The sequence below is a fragment of the Pseudomonas sp. FA-1 genome, assembly GCF_056856075.1.
Map to the genome: position 1 here is coordinate 63,129 of NZ_JBWXTH010000011.1, position 23,126 is coordinate 86,254.

Genomic DNA, 23,126 nt, shown 5'->3' on the forward strand with positions numbered 1-23,126 from the left:
GCCTTAAACGGGATGGCCACCAGGGGCCTGATAAAGATGGCGGACGGCTGTGTGAGGCGTCGCCAGGCCCTCTGGAACGCGGCCTGAGCCGGTCGGGGCGAAATGTGCCGCGTAGCATACTAGGGCCGGCGCGGGTTGCCCAGCAAAAAATGGCACAGGGTATGTCAGCCTGGGCGGTGCAGGCTGACGGACGACCAATGGAACACCCAGCCGAGAATCTGCATACCCTGGGCTTGGCGTTGCTTGGGAGTGTAGCGCTCGGCAGGCCCTTGGCCGTGCAGGTAGAGGTTGCCCTGACGATCCTGGGTCAGGCGGTCGACCCGTAGGCGGCCGTTGTGGAGCAGCATGTAGGTCTCGTCCTCGATGACCCAGGTCAGGCTGCGGTCGATGACCAGGATGGTATCCCTGGGAATGGTCGAAGGAGCAGCCGATGGCGGCATGGAAACGCAGGCGGCATGCTCCAGGTTGACGCCCAGGGCTTGCAATGCCTGTTCGGAAAACGGCAAGTACTGGTTCCCGTCGGGCTGGAGTCGTCCGTCCTGCAGTACATGGAAGGGAATGCGCAGCAGGTGCCCTTCGCGAATGGATGGGCGGGTCACGTCGTCATGTGAAGCGCACTGGCGCGGAAGTGGGTTGGCATGTTTCGGCCCTTCGCCGCTGAGCAGCCAGCGCCGCTGTACGCAGAACAGGGCGGCGATTTCGTCCAGGCGGGCCAGGGGGACGCCGCGGTTGAACCAGTTGTTCACGTGCTGGGGCGTTACGCCACGATGGGCGGCGAAATTCGAAGGGGTCAGGCGGCACTCCAGGAGGAGGGCTCTCAGGCGGTCACCGGAGGTAGTCATGTGGCCGAGTCTAGCGGGGTGGTTCATGCCTTGGAATGAACGCGTTGTTTATGGGTTTTGTAGGAAAGTGGGTGTAAAGAAGGATCTTTCTTAGGGGGCTGTAAGAGTGGGTAAGGTTGAGCGTGCTATCGCCGGCAAGCCGGCTCCCACCGAGATTGCGCGGAGGAGCCGGCTTGCCTGCGATGGGGCGCCAATGCCCATCGACCAAATTCCAGCCAAAAAAAAAGCCCTGCCGGAGCAGGGCTTTCTTCAGTCCGGTATCAGCCTTTGTAGGCGGCAACCGACTTGGTGATCGCGGCGCGGGCGGCGTCGGCGCCTTCCCAGCCTTCGATCTTGACCCATTTGCCCTTCTCCAGATCCTTGTAGTTCTCGAAGAAGTGTTCGATCTGCTGGATCAGCAGGGCCGGCAGGTCGGTGTATTCCTTCACGTCGACATACAGCTGCGACAGCTTGTCGTGAGGCACAGCGACAACCTTGGCATCGCCGCCGCCGTCGTCGGTCATGTTCAGGATACCGACCGGACGGGCACGGATGACCGAGCCTGGGGCGACCGGGTAAGGGGTCACGACCAGCACGTCCAGTGGGTCACCGTCGTCGGCCAGGGTGTTCGGGATGTAGCCGTAGTTGGCTGGGTAGAACATCGGGGTGGCCATGAAACGGTCGACGAACAGGGCGTCGCTGTCCTTGTCGATCTCGTACTTGATCGGCGCGTGGTTGGCCGGAATCTCGATGGCGACGTAGATGTCGTTCGGCAGGTCCTTGCCCGCCGGAATCTTGCTGTAGCTCATTGGGCAGTGCCCCCGTGTTTGACCAAAAAGTGGCGGCGATTATAGGCACATTCCTACCGGGCATGCCACGCCCGGCCGGATGTGCGGGCCCGTCAGGCGTGGGTTTCGCGGTACAGCGGGTGCTCGGCCTGCAATTGTTCCAGGCGCGCCAGTGGGTCTTGGCGGTAGAACAGCGACAGTTGTCGATAGACCTTGGGATAAGCCTGTTGCAGCAGGTCGGGGGCGCTGAAGAAGTACTCGCTGGTGACGGCGAAGAATTCCGCGGGGTTTTCCGCGGCGTAGGGGTCGATGGCGGTCTCGGCGTCGGGGTTGGCATCCAGTTGCCGGTTCATGTCATCGAAGGCTTGCTGCATGGCATCGGCCCACTCTTGCACAGGCATGCCTTTGTGTAGCGGCGGTAGGCCATTGGCGTCGCCGTTGAGCATGTCGAGCTTGTGGGCCAGCTCATGGATCACCAGGTTGTAGGCTTCCCAGCCACCGCTGGCCAGCACGCCGGGCCAGGCCAGGATCACCGGCCCCTGTTGCCAGGCCTCGCCGCTGTGCTCGGCGTCCCAGGTGTGCTCCACGCCGCTGGCGTCGCGATGGCGCTGGGGGCTGAGGAAGTCGTCGGGGTAGAGGATGATCTCATGAAAGCCCTGGTACCAGTCCAGATCGCCCAGGTGCAGCAGCGGCAGCTGGGCCTGGGCGGCGAGGAACAGGCGCTGCTCGTCGTCCAGCTCGACGCCGTGCAGGGCCGTCAGGTGCTTGTCGTGCAGGAACAATACGCAGGCTTCGCGCAGCCTGCGGTCTTCCTCGTCACTGATGCCGTCGAGCAGCGGCAGGCGCTCGCGCACGGTCTGCCACAACTGTGGGGCAACCGGGTAGCGGGCCAGAGTGCGCCGGCGTCGCCAGGCGCGCAGCGACCACATGCTGTTTAGTGGGCCTTGGCCGCGCGGCCCAGGCGGCCGCGCAGCAGGCCGAGGATCATCGGCACCAGCGACAGGATGATGATCCCGACCACCATCAACGACAGGTGCTGCTTGATGAACGGCACATTGCCGAAGAAGTAGCCCAGGGTCACCAGGCCGCCCACCCACAAGAGCGAGCCGGCCACGCTGAAGGCCAGGAAGCGCGGGTAGTGCATGTGCGCGATGCCGGCGACGAACGGGGCGAAGGTACGCAGGATCGGCAGAAAGCGCGCCATGGTCACGGTCTTGCCGCCATGGCGTTCGTAGAAGTCGTGGGTACGCTGCAGGTAGTCGCGGCGGAAGATCTTCGAGTTCGGGTTGCGGAACAGGCGCTCGCCGGTGGTGCGGCCGATGACATAGTTGGTGCTGTCACCCATGATCGCCGCGGCCATCAACAGGCCAGCGAGCAGAACCGGGTCCATGCCGCCACCAGCGGCCACCGCGCCGGCAATGAACAATAGCGAATCGCCGGGCAGGAAGGGCATGACCACCAGGCCGGTCTCGCAGAAGATCACCGCGAAGAGGATCGCGTAGATCCAGGGGCCGTAGTTGGTGACCAGCAGATCGAGATAGGCATCGAGATGCAGGATAAGGTCCAGCGGGTTGAATTCCATGTACAACACCTGTGTTCTGACCCGCGACTACGGGCGCACGATGACGGACTGTGCCAAGGGCGTAGGTTTGGTTACCTGCGGGTGGGTAAATTTTCACACATGACAGGAGGGGGCATTATACGGCGATGTCAGGAATGTGCCCGGAGAGTTTGTAGCGGCGGGTTTCCGCATGGCACCCCTGCTCGTGTAGGAGCGGCCTTGTGCCGCGATCGGGCGCGAAGCGGCCGTAAAATTGGTAATCGCGGGCTACCTGGCACAACGGGGTGACAGAATCTACGGCCGCTTCGCGCCCGATCGCGGCGCAAGGCCGCTCCTACGCAGGCGTCAGTCCTGGGTAATCGGCAATATGTAGTTCTCGAACTCGGTGTCCTTGCGAAAACCGATCGACTCGTAGGTCTTGCGTGCCACGTCGTTGTCGCTGCTGGTGGAGACACGCATGCGCACGGCATTTGTATCCTTGGCCATCTTCTTGGCTTCGCGCATAAGGTGGTCGGCCACCAGCATGCGCCTGGAGTCTTCGGCCACATAGATGTCGTTGAGGATCCACACGCGCTTGAGCGACAGCGAGGAGAAGCTCGGGTAGAGCTGGCAGAAGCCGAGGATGCGGCCGTCATCGTCGTCCGGCAGGGCCAGGTAGATCACCGACTCATCGCGCTTGAGGCGTTTTTCCAGGAAGCTCCGCGAGCTGTCCGGGTAGGGCAGCTGCCCATAGAACTCGCGGTATTTCACGAACAAAGGGGTCAGCAGATCGAGGTGTTCCAGGGTTGCCTTGATGATGCGCATGTGCGGCCCTCAGAGTCCATTTGGAAACAGCGGATTGCCACGGCTTTGACTGCATGCTGCACAAAGCTGGCGTGAAGCGCAATCCGCCTGGTGTTACAGGTTTCTTACCCGTCCCCGAGCAGGAAATTGCCGCGTTTGCCGGGTGCGCCGTCCGTCTCGATGCTGTGCACCTCGGCTTCGTCCTTGAGGTTTACCCCGGAAAGCTGCCGACGGCAGGCCTCACGCATCAGGTACAGCAGGCGGTGGGCGGCCATGCCGTAGCTCAGGCCCTCCAGGCGCACGTTGGAGATGCAGTTGCGGTAGGCGTCGGTCAGGCCGACCTTGGGGCCGTAGGTGAAATACAGGCCCAGGCTGTCGGGCGAACTCAGGCCCGGGCGCTCGCCAATCAACATCACTGTCATGCGCGCGCCGAGCAGTTCGCCCACCTCGTCGCCGACCGCCACGCGGCCTTGCTCCACCAGCACCACCGGTGCGCTGGTCCAGCCGTCGGCAGCGGCCTGCTCTTCGAAGCGGGCCAGGAAGGGCAGGGTGTGGCGGTGCACGGCCAAGGCCGACAGGCCGTCGGCGACCACGATCGCCACATCGACGCCGCCCGGGTTGGCCTGGGCATGCTCGCGCAGGCGCTGGGCCGATGCATCGTCCAGGCGCCGTCCCAAGTCGGGGCGTTGCAGGTACTGGTCACGGTCGTTGGCAGCGCTGTGCAACAACAGGCTTTCGCGGCCACGGTCGGCCAGTTGCTGGCGCAGGCCGGCATGGTCGAACGGCAGGTGCACGGCATCGCGGGCCTGGGCGTGGGCGAACTGGAAGTCCAGCTGTGCGCCGGTCGGCAGGCTGATGCCGGTGCGACCCAGGGCGATGCGTGCCGGTGTCAGGTTGCGCAGGGCCAGCCAGGGGTTTTCAGGCGTGGTGGTCGGTCGGTCCATGGTCATCCCTATGCAAGCTGCGCCAGGGCTTGGCGGAAGGCTGGCGGCAAGTTGTCACCGAAGCGTACCCGGCCATCGGCTTGGGTGAAGATGCCGGTGCGTTCGAGCCAGGCCTCGAATTCCGGCCCGGGCTTGAGGCCCAGGGTCTGGCGCGCATAGAGCGCGTCATGGAACGAGGTGGTCTGGTAGTTGAGCATGATGTCGTCCGAGCCCGGGATACCCATGATGAAGTTGATCCCGGCCACGCCCAGCAAGGTCAGCAGGGTGTCCATGTCGTCCTGGTCGGCCTCGGCATGGTTGGTGTAGCAGATGTCGCAGCCCATGGGCACGCCCAGCAGCTTGCCGCAGAAGTGATCCTCCAGGCCCGCGCGAATGATCTGCTTGCCGTTGTACAGGTACTCGGGGCCGATGAAACCGACCACAGTGTTGACCAGGAACGGGTTGAAATGCCGGGCCACGGCATAGGCGCGGGTTTCGCAGGTCTGTTGGTCGACGCCGTGGTGGGCGTTGGCCGACAGCGCGCTGCCCTGGCCGGTCTCGAAGTACATGAGGTTCTGGCCGACGGTGCCGCGCTTGAGCGAGAGGCCTGCCTCGTAGCCTTCCTGAAGCACGTTGAGGTTGATGCCGAAGCCGGCATTGGCCGCCTCGGTTCCGGCGATGGACTGGAACACCAGGTCCAGCGGCACGCCGCGGTTGATCGCTTCGATCGAGGTGGTGACGTGGGTGAGCACGCAGGCCTGGGTCGGGATCTGGTAGCGCTGGATGATGGCGTCGAGCATTTCCAGCAGGGCACAGATCGAGGCGATGCTGTCGGTGGCCGGGTTGATGCCGATCATGGCATCGCCATTGCCATAGAGCAGGCCGTCGAGGATGCTGGCGGCGATGCCCGCCGGCTCATCGGTGGGGTGGTTGGGCTGCAGGCGGGTCGACAGGCGCCCGCGCAAGCCCATGGTGCCGCGGAACCGGGTGACCACGCGGATCTTCTGCGCGGCCAGCACCAGGTCCTGGACGCGCATGATCTTCGACACCGCCGCGGCCATTTCCGGCGTCAGGCCCTTGGCCAGGGCGCGCAAGCTGTCTTCGTTGGCCTGTTCGCTCAGCAACCAGTCGCGCAGCCCTCCGACGGTCAGGTGGCTGACCGGGGCGAAGGCCTGGGCGTCGTGGGTGTCGATGATCAGCCGGGTGACTTCATCGCTTTCGTAGGGGATCAGGGCCTCGCTCAGGAAATGCTTGAGCGGAATGTCGGCCAGCGCCATCTGCGCGGCGACCCGTTCACCATCGTTGCTGGCCGCGACACCGGCCAGGAAGTCGCCCGAACGTGCCGGGCTGGCCTTGGCCATGACGTCCTTGAGGCTGTCGAAGCGGTAGACCTGGTTGCCTACCGTGTGTACGAAACTTGCCATACAGAATCTCCAGAGCGCCGCGGGCGTGCCCGCGGCGTAAGTCGGCGATCAGTGCAAGGCCTCTTCGGCCTTCTGGATCGCGGCGAATTCCTCTTCCGGCGTCCCCGCCACCAGGTGATGACGGCTGTAGAAAGCAAAGTAGGCAATTAATACCCCATAGATCACTGCGGCGCCAATCACCACCCGTGGGTCGACCAGGAAGCCGGCGACCACGGCCACGCAGGCCAGCACCAGGGCCAGGCCCGAGGTGAAGATGCCGCCCGGCGTACGGTAGGGGCGCTCCATCTTGGGGCGACGGATGCGCAGGGTGATGTGCGCAGCCATCATCAGCACATAGGAGAGGGTGGCACCGAACACGGCGACCAGGATCAATAGGTCACCCTGGCCGGTCAGCGACAGGGCGAAGCCGATGATCCCAGGGATCACCAGGGCCAGCACCGGGGCTTTGCTCTTGTTGGTCTCCGAGAGCTTGCGCGGCAGATAGCCGGCACGGGACAGCGCGAAGATCTGCCGCGAATAGGCATAGATGATCGAGAAGAAGCTGGCGATCAGGCCGGCCAGGCCCACCAAGTTGACGAAGCTGCCCATCCAGGTGGAGCCGCCGTAGGCCTTGGCCAGCGCCTCGACCAGCGGGTTGCCCGAGGCCTTCAGGGCTTCGGAGCCCGCACCGCCAGGGCCGACCACCAGGATCAGCAGGGCGAAGGCCACCAGCACCAGCATGGCGCCGATCAGGCCGCGCGGCAGGTCGCGGCGCGGGTTCTTGGTTTCCTCGGCGGCCAGGGGCACACCTTCGACGGCCAGGAAGAACCAGATGGCGTAGGGGATCGCCGCCCAGATACCGACATAGCCGAACGGCAGGAAGCTGCTGGCGCCGGCGGCGTCGGTCTGGGCGATGTCGAACAGGTTGGCTGCATCGAAATGGGGCACCATCGCCACCAGGAACACCGCCAGGGCGATCGCGGCGACGGCGGTGATGATGAACATCAGCTTGAGCGCTTCACCGACGCCGAAGATGTGGATGCCGATGAACACGATGTAGAACGCCAGGTAGACCATCCAGCCGCCGATGCCGAACAACGACTGGCAGTAGGCGCCGATGAAGGTGGCGATGGCCGCGGGCGCGATGGCGTACTCGATGAGGATCGCCGTGCCGGTGAGGAACCCTCCCCAGGGCCCGAAGGCGCTGCGGGCGAAGCCGTAGCCACCGCCGGCGGTCGGGATCATCGACGACAGTTCGGCCAGGGAAAAGCACATGCACAGGTACATGGTGGCCATCAGCAGGGTGGCCAGGAACATACCGCCCCAGCCGCCCTGGGCCAGGCCGAAGTTCCAGCCGGCATAGTCACCGGAGATGACGTAGGCCACGCCCAGGCCCACCAGCAGGACCCAGCCGGCGGCGCCTTTCTTCAGTTGTCGGTGTTGGAAATAGTCCGCGTCGACTTTTTCGAAGTCAACGGAGGAGCTTGCCGGCGCGCTGCCGGAATGATCGCTTGGCATGGTGTTCACCTTTTTTCTTCTTGATGACCGGCGGGGCGGTCTGTGGTGATCGGTTTTGCATGAAGTGGGCCAGATGGAGCGGGGCCGCTGCGCGGCCCATCGCGGCACAAGGCCGTTCCTACAGGGAACGTGCTGCCACCTGTAGGAACGGGCTTGCCCCGCGATGCCCGTTTAGAAGAAGCCCAACGGGTTGATGTCGTAGCTCACCAGCAGGTTCTTGGTCTGCTGGTAGTGGTCGAGCATCATCTTGTGCGTCTCACGCCCCACGCCGGACTTCTTGTAGCCACCGAACGCGGCATGGGCCGGGTACAGGTGGTAGCAGTTGGTCCATACGCGGCCGGCCTTGATGCCGCGACCCATGCGGTAGGCGCGGTTGATGTCACGGGTCCAGACGCCTGCGCCGAGGCCGAACTCGGTGTCGTTGGCGATGGCCAGGGCCTCGGCCTCGTCCTTGAAGGTGGTGACGCTGACCACTGGGCCGAAGATCTCCTCCTGGAACACGCGCATGCGGTTGTTGCCTTTGAGCAGGGTCGGCTGGATGTAATAGCCGGTGGCCAGGCTGCCTTCGAGTTTCTCCACCTTGCCCCCGGTCAGCAGCTCGGCGCCTTCCTTCTGGGCGATCTCCAGGTAGGAGAGGATCTTCTCGAACTGTTGTTGCGAGGCCTGGGCGCCGACCATGGTGTCGGTGTCCAGCGGGTCGCCGCGCTTGATCTGCAGGACCTTCTTCATCACCACCTGCATGAATTCGTCGTAGATCGACTCCTGCACCAGCGCACGGGATGGGCAGGTGCACACCTCGCCCTGGTTGAAGAACGCCAGCACCATGCCTTCGGCGGCCTTGTCGATGAAGGCCGGCTCGGCCTTCATGATGTCCTCGAAGTACACGTTCGGCGACTTGCCACCCAGCTCCACGGTGGACGGGATGATGTTCTCGGCGGCGCATTTCATGATGTGCGAGCCCACCGGCGTGGAGCCGGTGAAGGCGATCTTGGCGATACGCTTGCTGGTGGCCAGGGCCTCGCCGGCCTCGCGGCCGAAGCCTTGCACCACGTTGAGCACGCCCTTGGGCAGCAGGTCGCCGATCAGCTCGAGCAGCACGGTGATGCCCAGCGGGGTCTGCTCGGCAGGCTTGAGCACCACGCAGTTGCCGGCAGCCAGGGCCGGGGCCAGCTTCCAGGCGGCCATCAGCAGCGGGAAGTTCCACGGGATGATCTGCCCGACCACGCCCAGCGGTTCGTGGATGTGGTAGGCCACGGTGCTGTCGTTGATTTCGGCGGCGCCGCCTTCCTGGGCGCGGATGCAGCCGGCGAAGTAGCGGAAGTGGTCCACGGCCAGGGGGATGTCGGCGTTGAGGGTTTCGCGGATCGGCTTGCCGTTGTCCCAGGTCTCGGTGATGGCCAGGATTTCCAGGTTCTGTTCGATGCGGTCGGCGATACGTAGCAGCACATTCGAGCGGTCCTGCACCGAAGTGCGACCCCAGGCATCGGCGGCGGCGTGGGCGGCGTCGAGGGCCTTGTCGATGTCCTCGGCGGTGGAACGGGGGAATTCGGCGATCGGCTGGCCGTTCACCGGCGAGGTGTTGGTGAAGTATTCACCCTTGACCGGAGGAACGAACTCACCGCCGATGTAGTTGCCATAGCGGCTCTTGAAGGTGATTTTCGCGCCTTCGGTACCCGGATGTGCGTAACGCATGGTGTGTCTCCTGGCTATTGTGTTTGTTGCGGAGTTCAAAAGCGTAGAGCAAAGGTCGGGCCAGTGCTGTCGAGCCCTTGATAATCAAGGTGTTGGCCGGTTGATGATGAGCGGCGCAATGGCCTGTGTGGCAACTGTGGCACGCGTTGCGTGACAGTTTGTACCGTTCCCGGCGCAGCCCATGACTCGTCGGTCAGCGTGCCATTGCAAAGCCTCGATGGGTGGAGGATGCTGGCGGGACGCTCTATCTGCGGAGAACAAGAACGATGCAGAGCAACGCCTTCAGCCGCCACGCCCACCAGGTCCTCACGGTCGCCCGTGGCCAGGCCAGCGGGCCGGGCAGCGACCCGTCGATCGCCCGCTCCTGGCTGCGCTGCCTGGAGGACTACCACCTGGACCCGACGCTGGCCCAGGCGCCTGTCGTGCTGGAGCATGGCCGCCTGCTGGAAAGCCGTGAGCGTCTGCGCCAGGTGTTGCAGATCGCCGATACCGAAATGAACAGCCTGCATCAGCAGCTGTCCGGCGCCGGCCATGCGGTATTGCTGACCGATGCCCGCGGGGTGATCCTCAATTGCGTCACCGCCCCTACCGAGCGGCGTATCTTCGAGCGTGCCGGGTTGTGGCTGGGCGCCGACTGGAGCGAGGCCAGCGAAGGCACCAACGGCATCGGCACCTGCCTGGTCGAGCGCCAGGCCCTGACCATTCACCAGGGCGAGCACTTCCGTGGCCGGCATACCGGCCTGACCTGCTCGGCGAGCCCGGTGTTCGACCCGCACGGCGAGCTGCTGGCGGTGCTCGATGTGTCTTCGGCGCGCCCGGATGTCTCGCGCCAGAGCCAGTTCCACACCATGGCGCTGGTCAACCTCTCGGCGAAGATGATCGAGAGCTGCTATTTCTTGCGTCATTTCGAGGGCCAGTGGCTGCTGCGCTTCCATCTGCAGGCCGAATCGGTCGGGCTGTTCAGCGAGGGGCTGGTGGCGTTCGATGGCAATGGGCGGATCTGCGCGGTCAACCAGAGTGCACTGAACCTGTTGGGCACTATTCGCGGTGGGATGCTTGGCAAACCGGTGGAGATGTTCTTCGCCTGCAGCCATGACGAACTGTTCAGCCGCGCCACGCCCCAGGGCAGCGCCGCCTGGCCGTTGCATACCCGCGACGGGCGCCAGGTATACGCCAGCCTGCGCGGGCAGGGGCGTACCTCGGCCTGGTCGGTGCCGGCCAGCCTGGCCGCGGCCCGGCGCGAGGCGCCTGAGGGCATCTGCCTGGTCGACCCCGCGCTGGCGCTCGACCTGCAGCGCGCCGTGCGTGTGTTCGAACGTGACGTGCCCTTGCTGCTGCAGGGCGAGACAGGGTGTGGCAAGGAGGCGTTCGCCCAGGCCGTGCACCGGGCCAGCCAGCGCCGGCACAAACCGTTCGTGGCCATCAACTGTGCATCGATCCCCGAGAGCCTGATCGAGAGCGAGCTGTTCGGCTATCGCGGCGGCACCTTCACCGGGGCGCGCAAGGAAGGTATGCGTGGCAAGCTGCTGCAGGCCGATGGCGGCACCTTGCTGCTCGATGAGATCGGCGACATGCCGCTGGCCTTGCAGACACGCCTGTTGCGGGTGCTGGAGGAGCGCCAGGTGGTACCGATCGGTGGCGAGCCCCAGCCCGTGGATGTGCGCATCATCAGTGCGACCCACCGCGACCTGCTGGAGCGGGTACAAGAGGGCAGCTTCCGCGAAGACCTGTACTACCGCCTCAATGGCCTGGAAGTGGCCTTGCCGGCCTTGCGCGAGCGCAGCGACAAGGCGCAGTTGCTGGACTTCCTGCTGGCGCAGGAGGCTGGCGGGCAGCCGGTGGACATCGAGCCTGCGGCGCGCCAGGCGCTGTTGGCGTTCGCCTGGCCAGGCAACGTGCGGCAGATGCGCAATGTGCTCAAGACGCTGGTGGCGCTGTGCGAAGACAACCGCATTGCCTATGCCGACCTGCCTGCAATCGTCAGGACGTCCATGGGGCCTGCTGGCGCAATCGCGGGACAAGCCCGCTCCCACAACGACCCTGCTGGCGCAATCGCGGGGCAAGCCCGCTCCCACAACCGTGCGACACTCGAAGGCGCCGAACGGGCCGCGTTGCTGGCAGTGCTCGAAGAAAAGCGCTGGCACATGACCCATACCGCCGAGCATCTGGGCATCAGCCGCAATACCTTGTATCGAAAACTGCGCAAGCACGGCATTTCGAAGGTCGGCTGAGCGAAACAGCGAGTGCGATTTCCCTCGCCCTGGGCTACCCTGCCTCGACGTTTTGCGAGGTCGACCATGCACATTCACATTCTCGGTATTTGCGGCACTTTCATGGGTTCGCTGGCGGTGCTGGCCAAGGAGCTGGGCCACCGGGTCACTGGCTCGGACGCCAACGTCTACCCCCCGATGAGCACCCAGCTCGAAGCCCAGGGCATCCAACTGACCCAGGGCTACGATCCGGCCCAGCTGGAGCCGGCACCGGATCTGGTGGTGATCGGTAACGCCATGTCCCGGGGCAACCCCGCGGTGGAGTACGTGCTGAACAAGGGCCTGCCCTACGTCTCCGGCCCACAGTGGCTGGCCGACCATGTGCTGCAGGGGCGTTGGGTACTGGCCGTCGCCGGTACCCACGGCAAGACCACCACCAGCAGCATGCTGGCCTGGGTCCTGGAACATGCCGGCATGAGCCCGGGCTTCCTGATCGGCGGCGTGCCACAGAACTTCTCCGTATCTGCCCGCCTGGGCGGTACCCCGTTCTTCGTGGTCGAGGCCGACGAGTATGACAGCGCCTTCTTCGACAAGCGCTCCAAATTCGTCCACTACCACCCACGCACGGCGATCCTCAACAACCTTGAATTCGATCATGCGGATATCTTCCCTGATCTTGCGTCCATCGAGCGGCAGTTCCACCATCTGGTACGAACCGTTCCCAGCGAAGGCCTGGTTATCCACCCCACCACCGAGCAAGCCCTGGAGCGCGTGATCGGCATGGGTTGCTGGACGCCGGTGCAGACTACCGGCGAAGGTGGCCAGTGGCAGGCCCGGTTGCTCAGTGCCGATGGTTCGCACTTCGAAGTGCTGTTCGAGGGCGTGGTGCAGGGGGTGGTCGAGTGGGAGCTGACCGGCCAGCACAACGTGGCCAATGCCTTGGCGACCCTGGCGGCGGCCCGCCATGTAGGCGTGGCTCCGGCCATGGCCATCGAAGGTCTGAGCGCCTTCAAAAGCGTCAAGCGGCGCATGGAGAAGGTGGCCGAAGTGCAGGGCGTCACCATCTACGACGACTTCGCCCATCACCCGACGGCCATTGCCACCACCCTCGACGGCCTGCGCAAGCGTGTCGGCGAGGCGCCGGTGATCGCCGTCATCGAACCGCGCTCCAACTCCATGAAGCTTGGCGCCCACCGTGATGGCCTGCCTGACAGCGTCGACAATGCCGACCAGGTGATCTGGTACGCACCGCCCAACCTGGGCTGGGACCTGGCGGCCACGGCGGCGCAATGCAAGGTGCCGGCTGTGGTGGCCGATAGCCTTGAGGCGATCATCGAGCGGGTCAAGGGCCAGGCCCGCCCAGGCACCCATGTGGTGATCATGAGCAATGGCGGCTTCGGCGGCCTGCATGGCAAGCTCGCCGAGGCCCTCAAATGAGCGGGCCGGAGCGCATCACGCTGGCCATGACCGGTGCTTCCGGGGCGCAGTATGGCCTGCGCCTGCTCGACTGCCTGGTGCGTGAGGATCGCGAAGTGCATTGCCTCATCTCCAAGGCGGCGCAGCTGGTAATGGCCACCGAGACCGACGTGGTGCTACCGGCCAAGCCCCAGGCGATGCAGGCATTCCTGACCGAGTACACCGGCGCAGCCGACGGGCAGATCCGCGTGTACGGCAAGGAAGACTGGATGGCGCCGGTAGCCTCGGGCTCCGGCGCGCCCGCGGCCATGGTGGTGGTGCCCTGTTCCACCGGTACCTTGTCGGCCATTGCCACAGGCGCCTGCAACAACCTGATCGAACGTGCCGCGGACGTGACCTTGAAGGAACGGCGCCAGTTGATCCTGGTGCCGCGTGAGGCGCCGTTCTCGACCATTCACCTGGAGAATATGCTCAAGCTGTCGCAGATGGGCGCTGTGATCCTGCCGGCGGCGCCGGGCTTCTATCACCAGCCGCAGACCATCGACGACCTCGTCGATTTTGTGGTGGCGCGTATCCTCAACCTGATGAGCATTCCGCAGGACATGCTGCCGCGCTGGGGTGAACATCACTTCGGGGTCGACGATTGAGGCGTGCACTGGCGGGGCTGTTGGTGCTGGCCCTGCTCGGTGGCTGCGCGACCGTGCGAACGCTGGATGCCAATAAACCGGGCGCACCGGTGGTGTACGCCGGAACGCGGCTGGACCTGTATGCGATGAACGGGGGATGCTGCCCCGAGGATCGTTTCGGGGCCAAGGCGCCGGCGTATCCTGGGCTCGACCTGCCGGGCAGCGCGTTGCTCGATACCCTGTTGCTGCCGTTGTCGCTGTTGACGGCATTGGGAGTTGGTTTCCAGGCAACCGGCGGTCTGTGATGCGCTGATCGCTGGCCAGCCGGTTCCCACAGGTGGGAGCCGGCTTGCCGGCGATCAGGCTGGAAGCGACCAGGGGTTATTTCTTGCCCAGCTTGCGCAACTCGTCGGATTCGACGATCCGCACTCCATCCTCTTCTTCCAGCGCCAGGCGCCACAGCGCCCGGGCCAAGGTGCACGCCTCGATTCCTCGGTACTTGCCAGGTATCAGCCGTGAGAACGGGGCGGCCAGACGCTCACCCATCCGCGGCTCCAGGCGTTCGCCGAGCAGCAGCGAAGGCCGGACGATGGTCAGCTGCGGCCAGTCCTGGGCCTTGAGCGCTTCTTCCATCTCACCCTTGACCCGGTTGTAGAAGATCGGCGACTTGGGGTCGGCTCCCAAGGCGCTGACCACCAGCAAGTGGCGGGCGCCCATTTCCCGGGCGCGCTTGCTGAACGCCACGACCATGTCCAGGTCGACGGCGCGGAAGGCGGTTTCCGAACCTGCCTGCTTGAGTGTGGTGCCCAGGCAGCAGAAGGCGATATCGACGCGGCCGGCCAGTTGCGGGAGAAACACGGCCGGGTCGCCCACGGGGTTTTCCAGGTGCGGATGCTCGGCCAGTGGCCGACGGGTAGGGGCCAGCACCCGGCTGATGGTGGGTTCGTTGAGCAGCCGGTCGAGCAGGTGTTCACCCGTCAGGCCTGTTGCTCCGGCAAGTAATACATGCTGAGGCGTCAAGTACATGATGTCTCTCCCTTGTTACACACAGCTTAGTGGGTGGCAGGCGATTTTTCCTGTTCATCCACCGCTGGCTGGGCTTCATTGCGCAAGGCTTCCTCGGCCTGCTGCCGGCGCAGGCGCTGCCAGTGTGCAAGCACCGGCGGTGGCGCCCAAAGCTGCGGCTCGGAGGCTTCGAAGCCTTCTCTTCTTTCTCGTTCGGCAACACTGGTGCGGGCCAGTTCGAACGCTTGTTTCAGGTCGTCGGTCTGGTTCAGGGCCTGGGCGAACAGGGCGTCGCCGAAGTAGGTGAAGTCGGCTTCTTCCGAGCAGCCGAAGGACACCCGGTCCGGGCGGGCGGCGGTCATGATCAGGGTGCGCTCGTCCTTGAGCGGGGCGATGTAGCCACCGGAATAGCAGGCCGAAATGACAATGACCTTGTCACGGTCCTTGAGCGGAGCCAGGGCGCTGGCCAGTTCGTCGGCGGCAAGGTCGGCCAGTTGCAGGCGCGGTTGGTCGAGCACCAGTTGGTGGTCCTGGCTGCCATGGCTGGTGAGGTAGATGAACACCAGGTCCTCGGGGCCGCTGCGCTCGGCCAGGGTACGGGCGGCGCGGGTGAGGTTCTCGCGGGTGGCCATGGGGCGGTCAGCCATGTGGTCACGGTGGTTGACCAGGGTTACCTGGCCATGGGCGCCGAAGCGGACCTTGAGCATGTTGCTGACATAATCGGCCTCGCGCAGGAATACGCTTTGCTGGCCATCACCTGCCACCACCAGGCTGTACAGCTCGATGGGCGCCTGGCTGGGTGGCACCGCGGCCAATGCCTTGTCCAGCAGCCTGCCCTGGTTGAGCAGGGCCAGGTCAAGCGGGTCGGGGAGCAGCTGGCCCTTGGCATCACGCACGCGTACGCCGTTGATCCAATACCCCTTGCTCACCTTGCCGTTGGCCTGTATCAGCCGGCCTTCGCCGTGGTAGGCATCGTTCTCGAAGCCGCCGATGTACTGGCTGCCGTCGGCCAGTTGCAGGCGGCCCTGGCCATGGAAGCGCCATTCGCGGAAGCTGCCCCGGTAGCGGCTGCCGTCGCTGCCGAGCATTTCGCCTTGGCCGTCGAGGGAGCCATCCTTGAAATCGCCGATCCACACATCGCCTTCTGCGTTCTCGTAGCGGCCGCGACCCTCCAGGCGATTGTCCTTGAACTCGCCGATGTACTGCTCGCCGTCGACGCTGTCGTAGGTGCCGCTGCCTTGCAGCAGGCCATCGATGAAACGGCCGCTGAACTGGTTGCCGCTGGCATCGCTGCGCACACCGGCGCCGTTGGGCTTGCCCTTGGCGAACAGGCCCTGGTAGCGGCTGCCGTCGGCCAATTCGAGCTCGCCGGCGCCTTCGTACAGGTCGTCCTTGAACTGGCCGCGGTAGGTCTGGTCGTTCTGCTTGAGGGTGCCTTCGCCGTCGCGTCGGCCATGCTTGAAGGTGCCGGCATAGTGGCTGCCTGGGGTGGTCAGCTCGCCCAGGCCGTGGAACAGGCCCTCGGCGAACTGGCCGCGATAGACCTCGCCGTTGCTGCCATGCCACTCGCCCTGGCCATGCCATTGGCCGTTCTGGAAGGTGCCGGCATACCAGCTGCCGTTGGGGTAGTCGATGCGCCCCTCGCCCTGCAGCAGGCCATCTACCACCTCGCCCCGGTAGCGCCCGCCGTCAGGCAGGCGGGCGTCCGGTGGTGACAAGGGTTCGCCCTCGCCGCAGGCAGCGAGCAACAGGGTCAGGGTCAGGGGCAGCAGGGCACGCATGGCAGGTTCCGGGCAAACGATGCGTCGAGTATGCCGCAGAAGCAGAAGCGGAGACAGCCGGGTAGGCTGCGGTGGTTCAGACGAAACACAGCGAAAGGGGTTCGGCGATGTAGGCGGGTTTCTCCTCGCCTTCGATCTCCAGGGTGGCGGTGACCTTGAGCAGCCATTGCCCCGGCTTCTTCTCGGTGGCTTCGGCCAGCTCGACGCTCAGCCGCACCCGGCTGTCGACCTTCACTGGCTGGATGAAGCGCACGCTGTCCAGCCCATAGTTGAGCGCCATCTTCAGGCCTTCGGGCAATACGAGGATGTCCTCCATCAGCTTGGGAATCAGCGATAGCGTGAGGAAGCCATGGGCAATGGTGCTGCCGAACGGCGTCTTTGCGGCCTTCTCGGGGTCCACGTGGATGAACTGGAAGTCCCCGGTGGCTTCGGCGAATTGGTTGATGCGCAGTTGGTCGATCTTCAGCCACTCGGAACGCCCCAAAGGCTTGCCGACATAGTGCGATAACGCGCTTACAGGTACATAGGGCATCGTGACTCTCCAAGTAGTCTTGCGCGTCGGTAGGCTTGATCTGGTACGCGAGTGCAAGATCAGCACGCTGTGGCAATACAGTCAAGTTGTCATCTTTTCGCCGCAAATCGCCTTATAGACGCCCCAGGGCCGTGCTTATAATGGCCGCACTGCCCGGAGGAGATCCTTATGCTGTTGCGTGGTTTGACCTGGCTGGTGCTGTTTCAGCTGCTGGGTACGGCGATCAATCACCTGTTCCTGCCCATCCTGCCTGGGCCGATCATCGGCCTGCTCTTGCTGCTGGTGACCCTGATGATCCGGGGCGAGGTCGGCAAGCCCTTGAACGAGGCGTCCAGCAGCCTGCTGCGCTACCTGCCGCTGTTGCTGGTGCCGCCGGCGGTGGGGGTGATGGTCTACGCCAAGGACATCGCCGCCGATTTCTGGGCCATCGCCGGCGCGCTGCTGATCTCGTGCCTGGTGACCCTGGTCTTCGTCGGTGTGCTGATGCAAAAGCTCATCCACCGTCAGGGCAAGCGCAAGGAGCAGGCATGATGTTCGACTGGCAAGGCGCGCTCGACGCCGTCATCCACCACCCCCTGTTCGGCATCGGCATTACCCTGGGGGCCTACCAACTGGTGCTGGCCGCCTACGAGAAGACCCGCTGGATCTTCCTGCAGCCGGTGCTGGTGTCGATGTTGCTGGTCATCGGTGTGCTGGTGACCTGCGGCATCGATTATGTCGAGTACCGCAGGAGCACGGAAATCATGGCCACCCTCCTGGGCCCCGCCACCGTGGCCCTGGCCGTGCCGCTGTACCTGAACCTGCGGCGTATCCGCCAGCTGTTCTGGCCCACATTTACTACGCTGGTAATCGGAGGCCTGTTCGCCACCGTGGCCTGTTTGTTGCTGGGCTGGTGGTTCGGTGCCGAGCACATGATCCTGATGACCATGGCGCCGAAGTCGGTAACATCGCCCATCGCCATGCTGGTGGCCGAGCAGATCGGCGGCGTGGCAGCGCTGGCGGCGGTGTTCGTGTTGATCACCGGGGTGATCGGTGCGATCTTCGGCCCGGCGTTGCTGACCCGCTTTGGTGTGCACAGCCCCGAGGCCCGAGGCATGTCCCTGGGCGTGACCGCTCATGCGGTGGGCACTTCGGTGGCCTTGCAGGAAAGTGACGAATGCGGCGCCTTCGCCGCGCTGGCAATGAGCCTGATGGGTGTGGCCACGGCGGTGTTCCTGCCGCTGGCGATCAGCCTGGTGGCTTGAGGACGGACGATGACGCTACCGCTGTTTCCCCTCGATACCGTGCTGTTTCCCGGTTGCCTGCTCGACCTGCAGATCTTCGAGGCGCGCTACCTGGACATGATCAGCCGCTGCATGAAGCAGGGCGGCGGGTTCGGCGTGGTGTGCATCCTCGAAGGCGAGCAGGTCGGCAAGGCGCCGCCGGTGGTCGCCTCGGTCGGCTGCGAGGCGATGATCCGTGACTTCGTGCAGCAGGACAACGGCCTGCTCGGTATCCGTGTCGAGGGCGTGCGGCGTTTTCGCCTGGAACAGACCGAGGTACAGAAGGACCAGCTGATGGTTGGTGAGGTGCAGTGGCTGCCGGAGCTGGCGGACAGCGCCCTGTCCGAGCGGGACGATGACCTGCTGGCCTTGCTCCAGGCCCTTGGCGAGCACCCCATGGTGGCAGCACTGGACATGCCACGCGCCGTGGATGGCTGCCAGTCCCTTGCCAACCAGCTGGGCTACCTCTTGCCGTTCATGGAAGAGGACAAGCTCGACCTGCTGGCAATCGACTCGCCGCAGCTGCGGCTCGAGGCGATCCAGGACCTGCTGGAGCGGATCCAGGGCGAGTTGTTCGCTTGACCTTTTTCGTGCTGTGCACCGGCCCTATCGCCGGTGCAGCATTCATCAGTACTGATAGCGCAGCAGCGCCTGGGGCAGAGCATACAAGGCAAAGAACGCCAGCAGCGCCACGCACGCCGGCAGCACCAGCCACCACACCCGCAACGGCAGGGCATCGAGCGGCGTGCGATATTGCGCCAGCGTCAGGCTGACGGCACACACGCAGCAGGCCAGCAGGGCGCCGGCCATGATGTCCGTCGGCCAATGGGCCCCGAGGTACACCCGCGACAGCGCGATCGCCAGGGCCGGTAAGCACCCCAGCATTACCCAGGTCAGGCGCATGCGTGGTGGCTGGCCTCGCCCGGCCAGCACGGCCAGCACCAAGAAGAACGCGAAGGATGCCGAGCTGTGGCCGCTGGGCATGCTATAGCTGGTCAGCGGGTCGGTCAGCACCTCCGGGCGGGCGCGGGCGAACAGCCATTTCAAGGTGCCGTTGGCGACCGCCGTGCCCATCAGGGCGCCGCCGGCGAACAGCGCATGGCGCCATTGCCTGGCCAGCAGCAGAAGGCCCGTGAGCAGGGCGCCCAGGCATAGTTGGGTGCGGAAGTCGCCCAAACGGGTGATGACCACCACCAGGCCATCGATGGCCTCGCTGCGATGCTCCTGGACCAGCGTCATCACGCCTTGATCGAATTCATGCAGGTAGGGCCAGCCGATGAACACCGCCACCAGGGCCAGGAAGCTCAGGCCCGCGATCAGGCGGGTACCGTGGCGTTGGTCGCGAATGCTGCTGTGCAGGCTCAAGCCGATCAACACGGCCAGGGTGCCCGCGATGATGCCGGCATCGAGCCAGAAACCTTCCGGCAGCGGCAGGCGCATGGCTGCGCCCGTGGCCCAGCCGGGCAAAAGGTAGGCCACCGACCAGCCGGCACCGGCCACCAGGCTCACCGCGATGAAGCGCGGCAATGGCATGTCGAACATACCCGCCACCATGGGCAGCATCGGCCGCAGCGGGCCGATGAAGCGGCCCACCAGCAGGCTGGCGATGCCGTAGCGGTGGAAATAGGCCTCGGCGCTGGCGATCCATTCCGGGTGATGGCGCAGCAGGGGTAGGCGCCGGATGTTCTGGTGGAACTTCTTGCCCAGGCCGTAGGAGATGGCATCGCCCAGCAGGCCTCCGGCAAATCCCAGCAGCAAGGTCTCGCCGAGGCTGAAGGCTCCGCTGCCGGCCAGCACGGCCACGGCGAACAACAGGACGGTGCCCGGCACGACGATGCCGGCGATGGCCAGGCATTCCACGCAGGCCACCAGGAAAATTGCCAGGCCAAGCCACTGCGGGTTGGCGCTGAGCCAGCCGGTCAGGCTGTCGAGCCATTGGCCCATGAGTCAGCTTCCTTGTTCCAGGATAAAGAAATCACGCCCTTCGACTTGGCCCCGGCGCAGCGGGTTCCTCGTACAGAAGCGGGCGAACTCGGCATCGACGAAGCGGTACGGCAAATGTTCGTCACGGCCGTGGGGAATGCCCAGGCGGGTGGTCTGGACCACCCGCGGCACGGTAATTGCGCAGTCTTCGACATACAGGCGCTCGGGGTCGAAGCGCTTGGCGTCCCAGTTCGGTACTTTCAGGCCCAGGGCCCGGCACAGCAGGGTCTGGCCGGCGCACAGGCGCTCGGTCGGGCGCAGGTTGCCGCTGGCGTCGGGGTTGTTCAGTTGCATCTGTGCCAGGCTGTTGGCATCGGAAATGGCATCCACCCACGGGTAAGCGGACTTGATCAGCACGGCATTGCCCGGGCCATGGGCGCTGAAGTTCAGCGAGTCGCCACCGCGGGCGTAATACATGTAGATGTGGCCGCCATCGAGGAACAGCGCCTTGCGTTTTTCCGTATAACCGAGAGAGGCATGGCTGCCTTTGTCGGTGAGGTAGTAGGCCTCGGTCTCGATGATCCGGGCCGCAAGCCAGAGATCGCCATGGCGATGGCGGATCACCTTGCCCAGCAGTTCGCGGGCTACGGTCTGGGCGTCGCGGTCGAAGAAACTGTCGGGCAGGGCTCGGGCCGGGCAGGGGGCGGGTGCTTGCATGCTGGCGGTTCGCGGTCTGTGAAGCGCGAATGATAGCAATTAATGGCTTAATCGAGGCTGAACGTGAGGCTTGGAGGTGCTTGGTGCGGGGAGCTCTCACAGGCGCTACAAAGCCTCAGCCAACCAAGAGATTTTCGACCATCCGCCACCCGCCGCTGGGCGTACCGGAGCGTGCCAGTTATAATCAGCCGATTTCCCCTTCGCCAAGACACCGAGCCCATGACTGAGTCCGTTCTTGACTACATGACCCGCCTGGGTCGCGCCGCCCGTGAGGCCTCGCGGGTGATCGGCCGTGCCAGCACCGCGCAGAAGAACCGCGCCCTGCAGGCCGCCGCAGACGCTCTGGACGCCGCCCGCGCCGAGCTGACCGCAGCCAACGAACAGGACCTGGCCGCCGGCCGTGCCAACGGCCTTGAACCGGCCTTGCTCGACCGTCTGGCCCTGACCCCGGCACGCATCGACGGCATGATCACCGGCCTGCGCCAGGTGGCCGGCCTGCCGGACCCGGTGGGCGCGATCCGCGACATGAGCTACCGTCCGTCGGGCATCCAGGTCGGCAAGATGCGTGTGCCGCTTGGGGTGATCGGGATCATCTACGAGTCGCGCCCGAACGTGACCATCGATGCCGCCAGCCTGTGCCTGAAGTCCGGCAACGCCACCATCCTGCGCGGCGGCTCCGAGGCCATCCACTCCAATCGCGCTATTGCCGCCTGTATCCAGCGTGGCCTGGCCGAGGCCGGCCTGCCGGCGGCGGTGGTGCAGGTGGTCGAGACCACCGATCGCGCAGCCGTGGGTGCGCTGATCAGCATGCCGGAATTCGTCGACGTCATCGTTCCGCGCGGTGGTCGTGGCCTGATCGAGCGCATCAGCCGTGATGCCCGCGTCCCGGTGATCAAACACCTGGACGGTATCTGCCATGTATTCGTCGACCAGCACGCCGAGCTGGACAAGGCCTGGCGCGTTGCCTTCAACGCCAAGACCTACCGCTACGGCATCTGCGGCGCCATGGAGACCCTGCTGGTGGACGCCAGCGTCGCCGAAGCCTTCCTGCCGGAAATGGCCCGCCGCTTCCAGGAAAAGGGCGTCGAGCTGCGCGGTTGCGAGCGCACCCGGGCGATCATCGAGGCCAAGGCGGCCAGTGAGGACGACTGGCACACCGAATACCTCGACGCGATCCTGTCGATCCGCGTCGTCGATGGCCTGGAGCAGGCCATCGAGCACATCAACCACTACGGCTCGCACCACACCGACTCGATCATCACCGAGCACCAGGGCCGTGCCCGGCGCTTCATGGCCGAGGTCGACTCGGCATCGGTCATGCTCAACACCCCGACCTGCTTCGCCGATGGCTTCGAATATGGCCTGGGCGCGGAAATCGGTATTTCCACCGACAAGCTGCACGCCCGCGGCCCGGTGGGCCTGGAAGGCCTGACCTGCGAGAAGTACGTGGTGATCGGCGACGGCCAGCTGCGCGGCCAGGAGTCCTGCTGAGTTGAGCAAGGCCCAGGCAGTCCGGCGCGTCGGCATTCTAGGCGGCACCTTCGACCCCGTGCACATCGGCCACCTGCGCAGCGCGCTGGAAGTGGCCGAGTTCATGGGGCTCGACGAGCTGCGCCTGTTGCCCAACGCCCGGCCGCCGCACCGCGACACACCGCAGGTGGCGGCTGAAGACCGCCTGGCCATGGTGCGCAGCGCCGTGGAGGGCGTCGAACGCCTGAGCGTGGATGCGCGCGAACTGGCGCGCGACAAGCCGTCGTACACCATCGATACCCTCGAGTCGATCCGCGCCGAACTGGGCGCCGACGACCAGTTGTTCCTGGTGCTGGGTTGGGACGCATTCTGCGGCCTGCCCGGCTGGCATCGCTGGGAAGAGCTGCTGCAACACTGTCACATCCTGGTGCTGCAACGCCCGGATGCCGATGTCGAACCCACTGACGAGCTGCGCAACCTGCTGGCGGCGCGCTCGGAGAGCGATCCCACCGCCATGTCCGGCCCGGCGGGGCACATTTCGTTCGTCTGGCAGACACCGCTTGCGGTGTCCGCCACGCAGATCCGACAGCTGCTGGCCAGCGGCAAGTCGGTACGGTTCCTGGTGCCGGACGCAGTACTGGCCTATATCGAGGCGCACGACCTTTACCGTGCGTCGCACTGATGGCGCCCGCAGG

Annotated in this window: 23 protein-coding genes; 9 read left to right on the forward strand and 14 right to left on the reverse strand. The window is 65.1% G+C overall.

The features are described 5' to 3' along the window. Positions 1–164 precede the first annotated feature (164 nt). The 9 genes from AC1MHZ_RS19265 to exaC form a co-directional block, all read right to left on the reverse strand. Entirely contained in the window at positions 165–842 is a 678-nt protein-coding gene (locus tag AC1MHZ_RS19265; RefSeq protein WP_482966795.1) for an XRE family transcriptional regulator, read from the reverse strand. Positions 843–1,102: 260 nt separating this feature from the next. Beyond that, complete coding sequence (gene ppa, locus AC1MHZ_RS19270; protein WP_084857414.1) at positions 1,103–1,630, reverse strand: inorganic diphosphatase; 528 nt, start codon at positions 1,628–1,630, stop codon at positions 1,103–1,105. Positions 1,631–1,722: 92 nt separating this feature from the next. Further along, positions 1,723–2,538 carry a M90 family metallopeptidase gene (locus AC1MHZ_RS19275; protein ID WP_084857416.1) on the reverse strand — a complete coding sequence of 272 codons (816 nt, stop codon included), beginning with the start codon at positions 2,536–2,538 and terminating at the stop codon, positions 1,723–1,725. 5 nt (positions 2,539–2,543) lie between these two features. Beyond that, positions 2,544–3,191 carry a DedA family protein gene (locus tag AC1MHZ_RS19280; protein WP_084857419.1) on the reverse strand — a complete coding sequence of 216 codons (648 nt, stop codon included), beginning with the start codon at positions 3,189–3,191 and terminating at the stop codon, positions 2,544–2,546. A 324-nt stretch (positions 3,192–3,515) separates the two neighbouring features. Further along, positions 3,516–3,974, reverse strand: a complete 459-nt coding sequence (locus AC1MHZ_RS19285; RefSeq protein ID WP_084857421.1) for a GNAT family N-acetyltransferase — start codon at positions 3,972–3,974, stop codon at positions 3,516–3,518. Between the two features lie 104 nt (positions 3,975–4,078). Then, positions 4,079–4,897 (reverse strand): ethanolamine ammonia-lyase subunit EutC, encoded by an 819-nt coding sequence (gene eutC, locus AC1MHZ_RS19290; RefSeq protein ID WP_084857431.1) that lies wholly within the window; start codon positions 4,895–4,897, stop codon positions 4,079–4,081. An 8-nt stretch (positions 4,898–4,905) separates the two neighbouring features. Next, positions 4,906–6,300, reverse strand: a complete 1,395-nt coding sequence (locus AC1MHZ_RS19295; protein ID WP_324815772.1) for an ethanolamine ammonia-lyase subunit EutB — start codon at positions 6,298–6,300, stop codon at positions 4,906–4,908. Between the two features lie 48 nt (positions 6,301–6,348). Beyond that, positions 6,349–7,797 (reverse strand): ethanolamine permease, encoded by a 1,449-nt coding sequence (gene eat / locus AC1MHZ_RS19300; RefSeq protein WP_084857425.1) that lies wholly within the window; start codon positions 7,795–7,797, stop codon positions 6,349–6,351. Positions 7,798–7,968: 171 nt separating this feature from the next. Next, positions 7,969–9,489: an acetaldehyde dehydrogenase ExaC gene (exaC, locus tag AC1MHZ_RS19305; RefSeq protein ID WP_324815770.1), complete on the reverse strand. Its 1,521-nt coding sequence runs from the start codon at positions 9,487–9,489 to the stop codon at positions 7,969–7,971. Positions 9,490–9,755: 266 nt separating this feature from the next. Here exaC and AC1MHZ_RS19310 point away from each other — a divergent pair, with 266 nt between their 5' ends. From AC1MHZ_RS19310 to AC1MHZ_RS19325, 4 genes are all read left to right on the forward strand, one after another. Then, complete coding sequence (locus AC1MHZ_RS19310; RefSeq protein WP_368830274.1) at positions 9,756–11,720, forward strand: sigma-54-dependent Fis family transcriptional regulator; 1,965 nt, start codon at positions 9,756–9,758, stop codon at positions 11,718–11,720. Between the two features lie 66 nt (positions 11,721–11,786). Continuing rightward, a complete protein-coding gene (gene mpl, locus AC1MHZ_RS19315; protein ID WP_482966796.1) occupies positions 11,787–13,136 on the forward strand; it encodes a UDP-N-acetylmuramate:L-alanyl-gamma-D-glutamyl-meso-diaminopimelate ligase in 1,350 nt (449 codons plus the stop codon). Beyond that, complete coding sequence (gene ubiX / locus AC1MHZ_RS19320; RefSeq protein ID WP_482966797.1) at positions 13,133–13,762, forward strand: flavin prenyltransferase UbiX; 630 nt, start codon at positions 13,133–13,135, stop codon at positions 13,760–13,762. Before mpl ends, ubiX begins: the two co-directional genes overlap by 4 nt. Next, positions 13,759–14,046, forward strand: a complete 288-nt coding sequence (locus AC1MHZ_RS19325; RefSeq protein ID WP_084855566.1) for a YceK/YidQ family lipoprotein — start codon at positions 13,759–13,761, stop codon at positions 14,044–14,046. Before ubiX ends, AC1MHZ_RS19325 begins: the two co-directional genes overlap by 4 nt. A 76-nt stretch (positions 14,047–14,122) precedes the next feature. Here the strand turns inward: AC1MHZ_RS19325 and AC1MHZ_RS19330 are convergent, their stop codons facing one another. The 3 genes from AC1MHZ_RS19330 to AC1MHZ_RS19340 form a co-directional block, all read right to left on the reverse strand. Further along, positions 14,123–14,767 (reverse strand): oxidoreductase, encoded by a 645-nt coding sequence (locus AC1MHZ_RS19330; RefSeq protein ID WP_084855565.1) that lies wholly within the window; start codon positions 14,765–14,767, stop codon positions 14,123–14,125. Positions 14,768–14,793: 26 nt separating this feature from the next. Further along, on the reverse strand, positions 14,794–16,527 hold the full coding sequence (locus AC1MHZ_RS19335; protein WP_084855564.1) for a C13 family peptidase: 1,734 nt from the start codon (positions 16,525–16,527) through the stop codon (positions 14,794–14,796). A gap of 76 nt (positions 16,528–16,603) precedes the next feature. Then, a complete protein-coding gene (locus AC1MHZ_RS19340) occupies positions 16,604–17,059 on the reverse strand; it encodes a MaoC family dehydratase (protein WP_084855563.1) in 456 nt (151 codons plus the stop codon). Between the two features lie 168 nt (positions 17,060–17,227). On the opposite strand from AC1MHZ_RS19340, the gene AC1MHZ_RS19345 reads away from it, so the two are divergent. From AC1MHZ_RS19345 to AC1MHZ_RS19355, 3 genes are read left to right on the forward strand one after another with little or no spacing between them, the layout of a single operon-like run. Continuing rightward, complete coding sequence (locus AC1MHZ_RS19345) at positions 17,228–17,590, forward strand: CidA/LrgA family protein (RefSeq protein ID WP_084855562.1); 363 nt, start codon at positions 17,228–17,230, stop codon at positions 17,588–17,590. Continuing rightward, positions 17,587–18,303 (forward strand): LrgB family protein, encoded by a 717-nt coding sequence (locus AC1MHZ_RS19350; RefSeq protein ID WP_084855561.1) that lies wholly within the window; start codon positions 17,587–17,589, stop codon positions 18,301–18,303. The genes AC1MHZ_RS19345 and AC1MHZ_RS19350 overlap by 4 nt, the downstream gene beginning before the upstream one ends. 9 nt (positions 18,304–18,312) lie before the next feature. After that, positions 18,313–18,903 carry an LON peptidase substrate-binding domain-containing protein gene (locus tag AC1MHZ_RS19355; protein WP_084855560.1) on the forward strand — a complete coding sequence of 197 codons (591 nt, stop codon included), beginning with the start codon at positions 18,313–18,315 and terminating at the stop codon, positions 18,901–18,903. Between the two features lie 45 nt (positions 18,904–18,948). Here AC1MHZ_RS19355 and AC1MHZ_RS19360 read toward each other — a convergent pair whose 3' ends face one another. Both AC1MHZ_RS19360 and AC1MHZ_RS19365 read right to left on the reverse strand, forming a co-directional pair. After that, positions 18,949–20,265: a bifunctional DedA family/phosphatase PAP2 family protein gene (locus AC1MHZ_RS19360; RefSeq protein ID WP_084855559.1), complete on the reverse strand. Its 1,317-nt coding sequence runs from the start codon at positions 20,263–20,265 to the stop codon at positions 18,949–18,951. A gap of 3 nt (positions 20,266–20,268) precedes the next feature. Further along, positions 20,269–20,961: a DNA-3-methyladenine glycosylase gene (locus AC1MHZ_RS19365; RefSeq protein WP_482966798.1), complete on the reverse strand. Its 693-nt coding sequence runs from the start codon at positions 20,959–20,961 to the stop codon at positions 20,269–20,271. A gap of 219 nt (positions 20,962–21,180) precedes the next feature. Between AC1MHZ_RS19365 and AC1MHZ_RS19370 the strand changes: the two genes are divergently transcribed. Beyond that, positions 21,181–22,452 carry a glutamate-5-semialdehyde dehydrogenase gene (locus AC1MHZ_RS19370; protein WP_324817277.1) on the forward strand — a complete coding sequence of 424 codons (1,272 nt, stop codon included), beginning with the start codon at positions 21,181–21,183 and terminating at the stop codon, positions 22,450–22,452. Between the two features lies 1 nt (position 22,453). Continuing rightward, complete coding sequence (gene nadD / locus AC1MHZ_RS19375; protein ID WP_084855556.1) at positions 22,454–23,113, forward strand: nicotinate-nucleotide adenylyltransferase; 660 nt, start codon at positions 22,454–22,456, stop codon at positions 23,111–23,113. The last annotated feature ends 13 nt before the right edge of the window (positions 23,114–23,126 follow it).

Bases quoted from the DNA above. Each gene is read 5' to 3' on its own strand.
- AC1MHZ_RS19265 (WP_482966795.1), bottom strand. From the start codon at position 842: ATGACTACCTCCGGTGACCGCCTGAGAGCCCTCCTCCTGGAGTGCCGC.
- ppa (WP_084857414.1), bottom strand. From the start codon at position 1,630: ATGAGCTACAGCAAGATTCCGGCGGGCAAGGACCTGCCGAACGACATC.
- AC1MHZ_RS19275 (WP_084857416.1), bottom strand. From the start codon at position 2,538: ATGTGGTCGCTGCGCGCCTGGCGACGCCGGCGCACTCTGGCCCGCTAC.
- AC1MHZ_RS19280 (WP_084857419.1), bottom strand. From the start codon at position 3,191: ATGGAATTCAACCCGCTGGACCTTATCCTGCATCTCGATGCCTATCTC.
- AC1MHZ_RS19285 (WP_084857421.1), bottom strand. From the start codon at position 3,974: ATGCGCATCATCAAGGCAACCCTGGAACACCTCGATCTGCTGACCCCT.
- eutC (WP_084857431.1), bottom strand. From the start codon at position 4,897: ATGGACCGACCGACCACCACGCCTGAAAACCCCTGGCTGGCCCTGCGC.
- AC1MHZ_RS19295 (WP_324815772.1), bottom strand. From the start codon at position 6,300: ATGGCAAGTTTCGTACACACGGTAGGCAACCAGGTCTACCGCTTCGAC.
- eat (WP_084857425.1), bottom strand. From the start codon at position 7,797: ATGCCAAGCGATCATTCCGGCAGCGCGCCGGCAAGCTCCTCCGTTGAC.
- exaC (WP_324815770.1), bottom strand. From the start codon at position 9,489: ATGCGTTACGCACATCCGGGTACCGAAGGCGCGAAAATCACCTTCAAG.
- AC1MHZ_RS19310 (WP_368830274.1), top strand. From the start codon at position 9,756: ATGCAGAGCAACGCCTTCAGCCGCCACGCCCACCAGGTCCTCACGGTC.
- mpl (WP_482966796.1), top strand. From the start codon at position 11,787: ATGCACATTCACATTCTCGGTATTTGCGGCACTTTCATGGGTTCGCTG.
- ubiX (WP_482966797.1), top strand. From the start codon at position 13,133: ATGAGCGGGCCGGAGCGCATCACGCTGGCCATGACCGGTGCTTCCGGG.
- AC1MHZ_RS19330 (WP_084855565.1), bottom strand. From the start codon at position 14,767: ATGTACTTGACGCCTCAGCATGTATTACTTGCCGGAGCAACAGGCCTG.
- AC1MHZ_RS19335 (WP_084855564.1), bottom strand. From the start codon at position 16,527: ATGCGTGCCCTGCTGCCCCTGACCCTGACCCTGTTGCTCGCTGCCTGC.
- AC1MHZ_RS19340 (WP_084855563.1), bottom strand. From the start codon at position 17,059: ATGCCCTATGTACCTGTAAGCGCGTTATCGCACTATGTCGGCAAGCCT.
- AC1MHZ_RS19345 (WP_084855562.1), top strand. From the start codon at position 17,228: ATGCTGTTGCGTGGTTTGACCTGGCTGGTGCTGTTTCAGCTGCTGGGT.
- AC1MHZ_RS19350 (WP_084855561.1), top strand. From the start codon at position 17,587: ATGATGTTCGACTGGCAAGGCGCGCTCGACGCCGTCATCCACCACCCC.
- AC1MHZ_RS19355 (WP_084855560.1), top strand. From the start codon at position 18,313: ATGACGCTACCGCTGTTTCCCCTCGATACCGTGCTGTTTCCCGGTTGC.
- AC1MHZ_RS19360 (WP_084855559.1), bottom strand. From the start codon at position 20,265: ATGGGCCAATGGCTCGACAGCCTGACCGGCTGGCTCAGCGCCAACCCG.
- AC1MHZ_RS19365 (WP_482966798.1), bottom strand. From the start codon at position 20,961: ATGCAAGCACCCGCCCCCTGCCCGGCCCGAGCCCTGCCCGACAGTTTC.
- AC1MHZ_RS19370 (WP_324817277.1), top strand. From the start codon at position 21,181: ATGACTGAGTCCGTTCTTGACTACATGACCCGCCTGGGTCGCGCCGCC.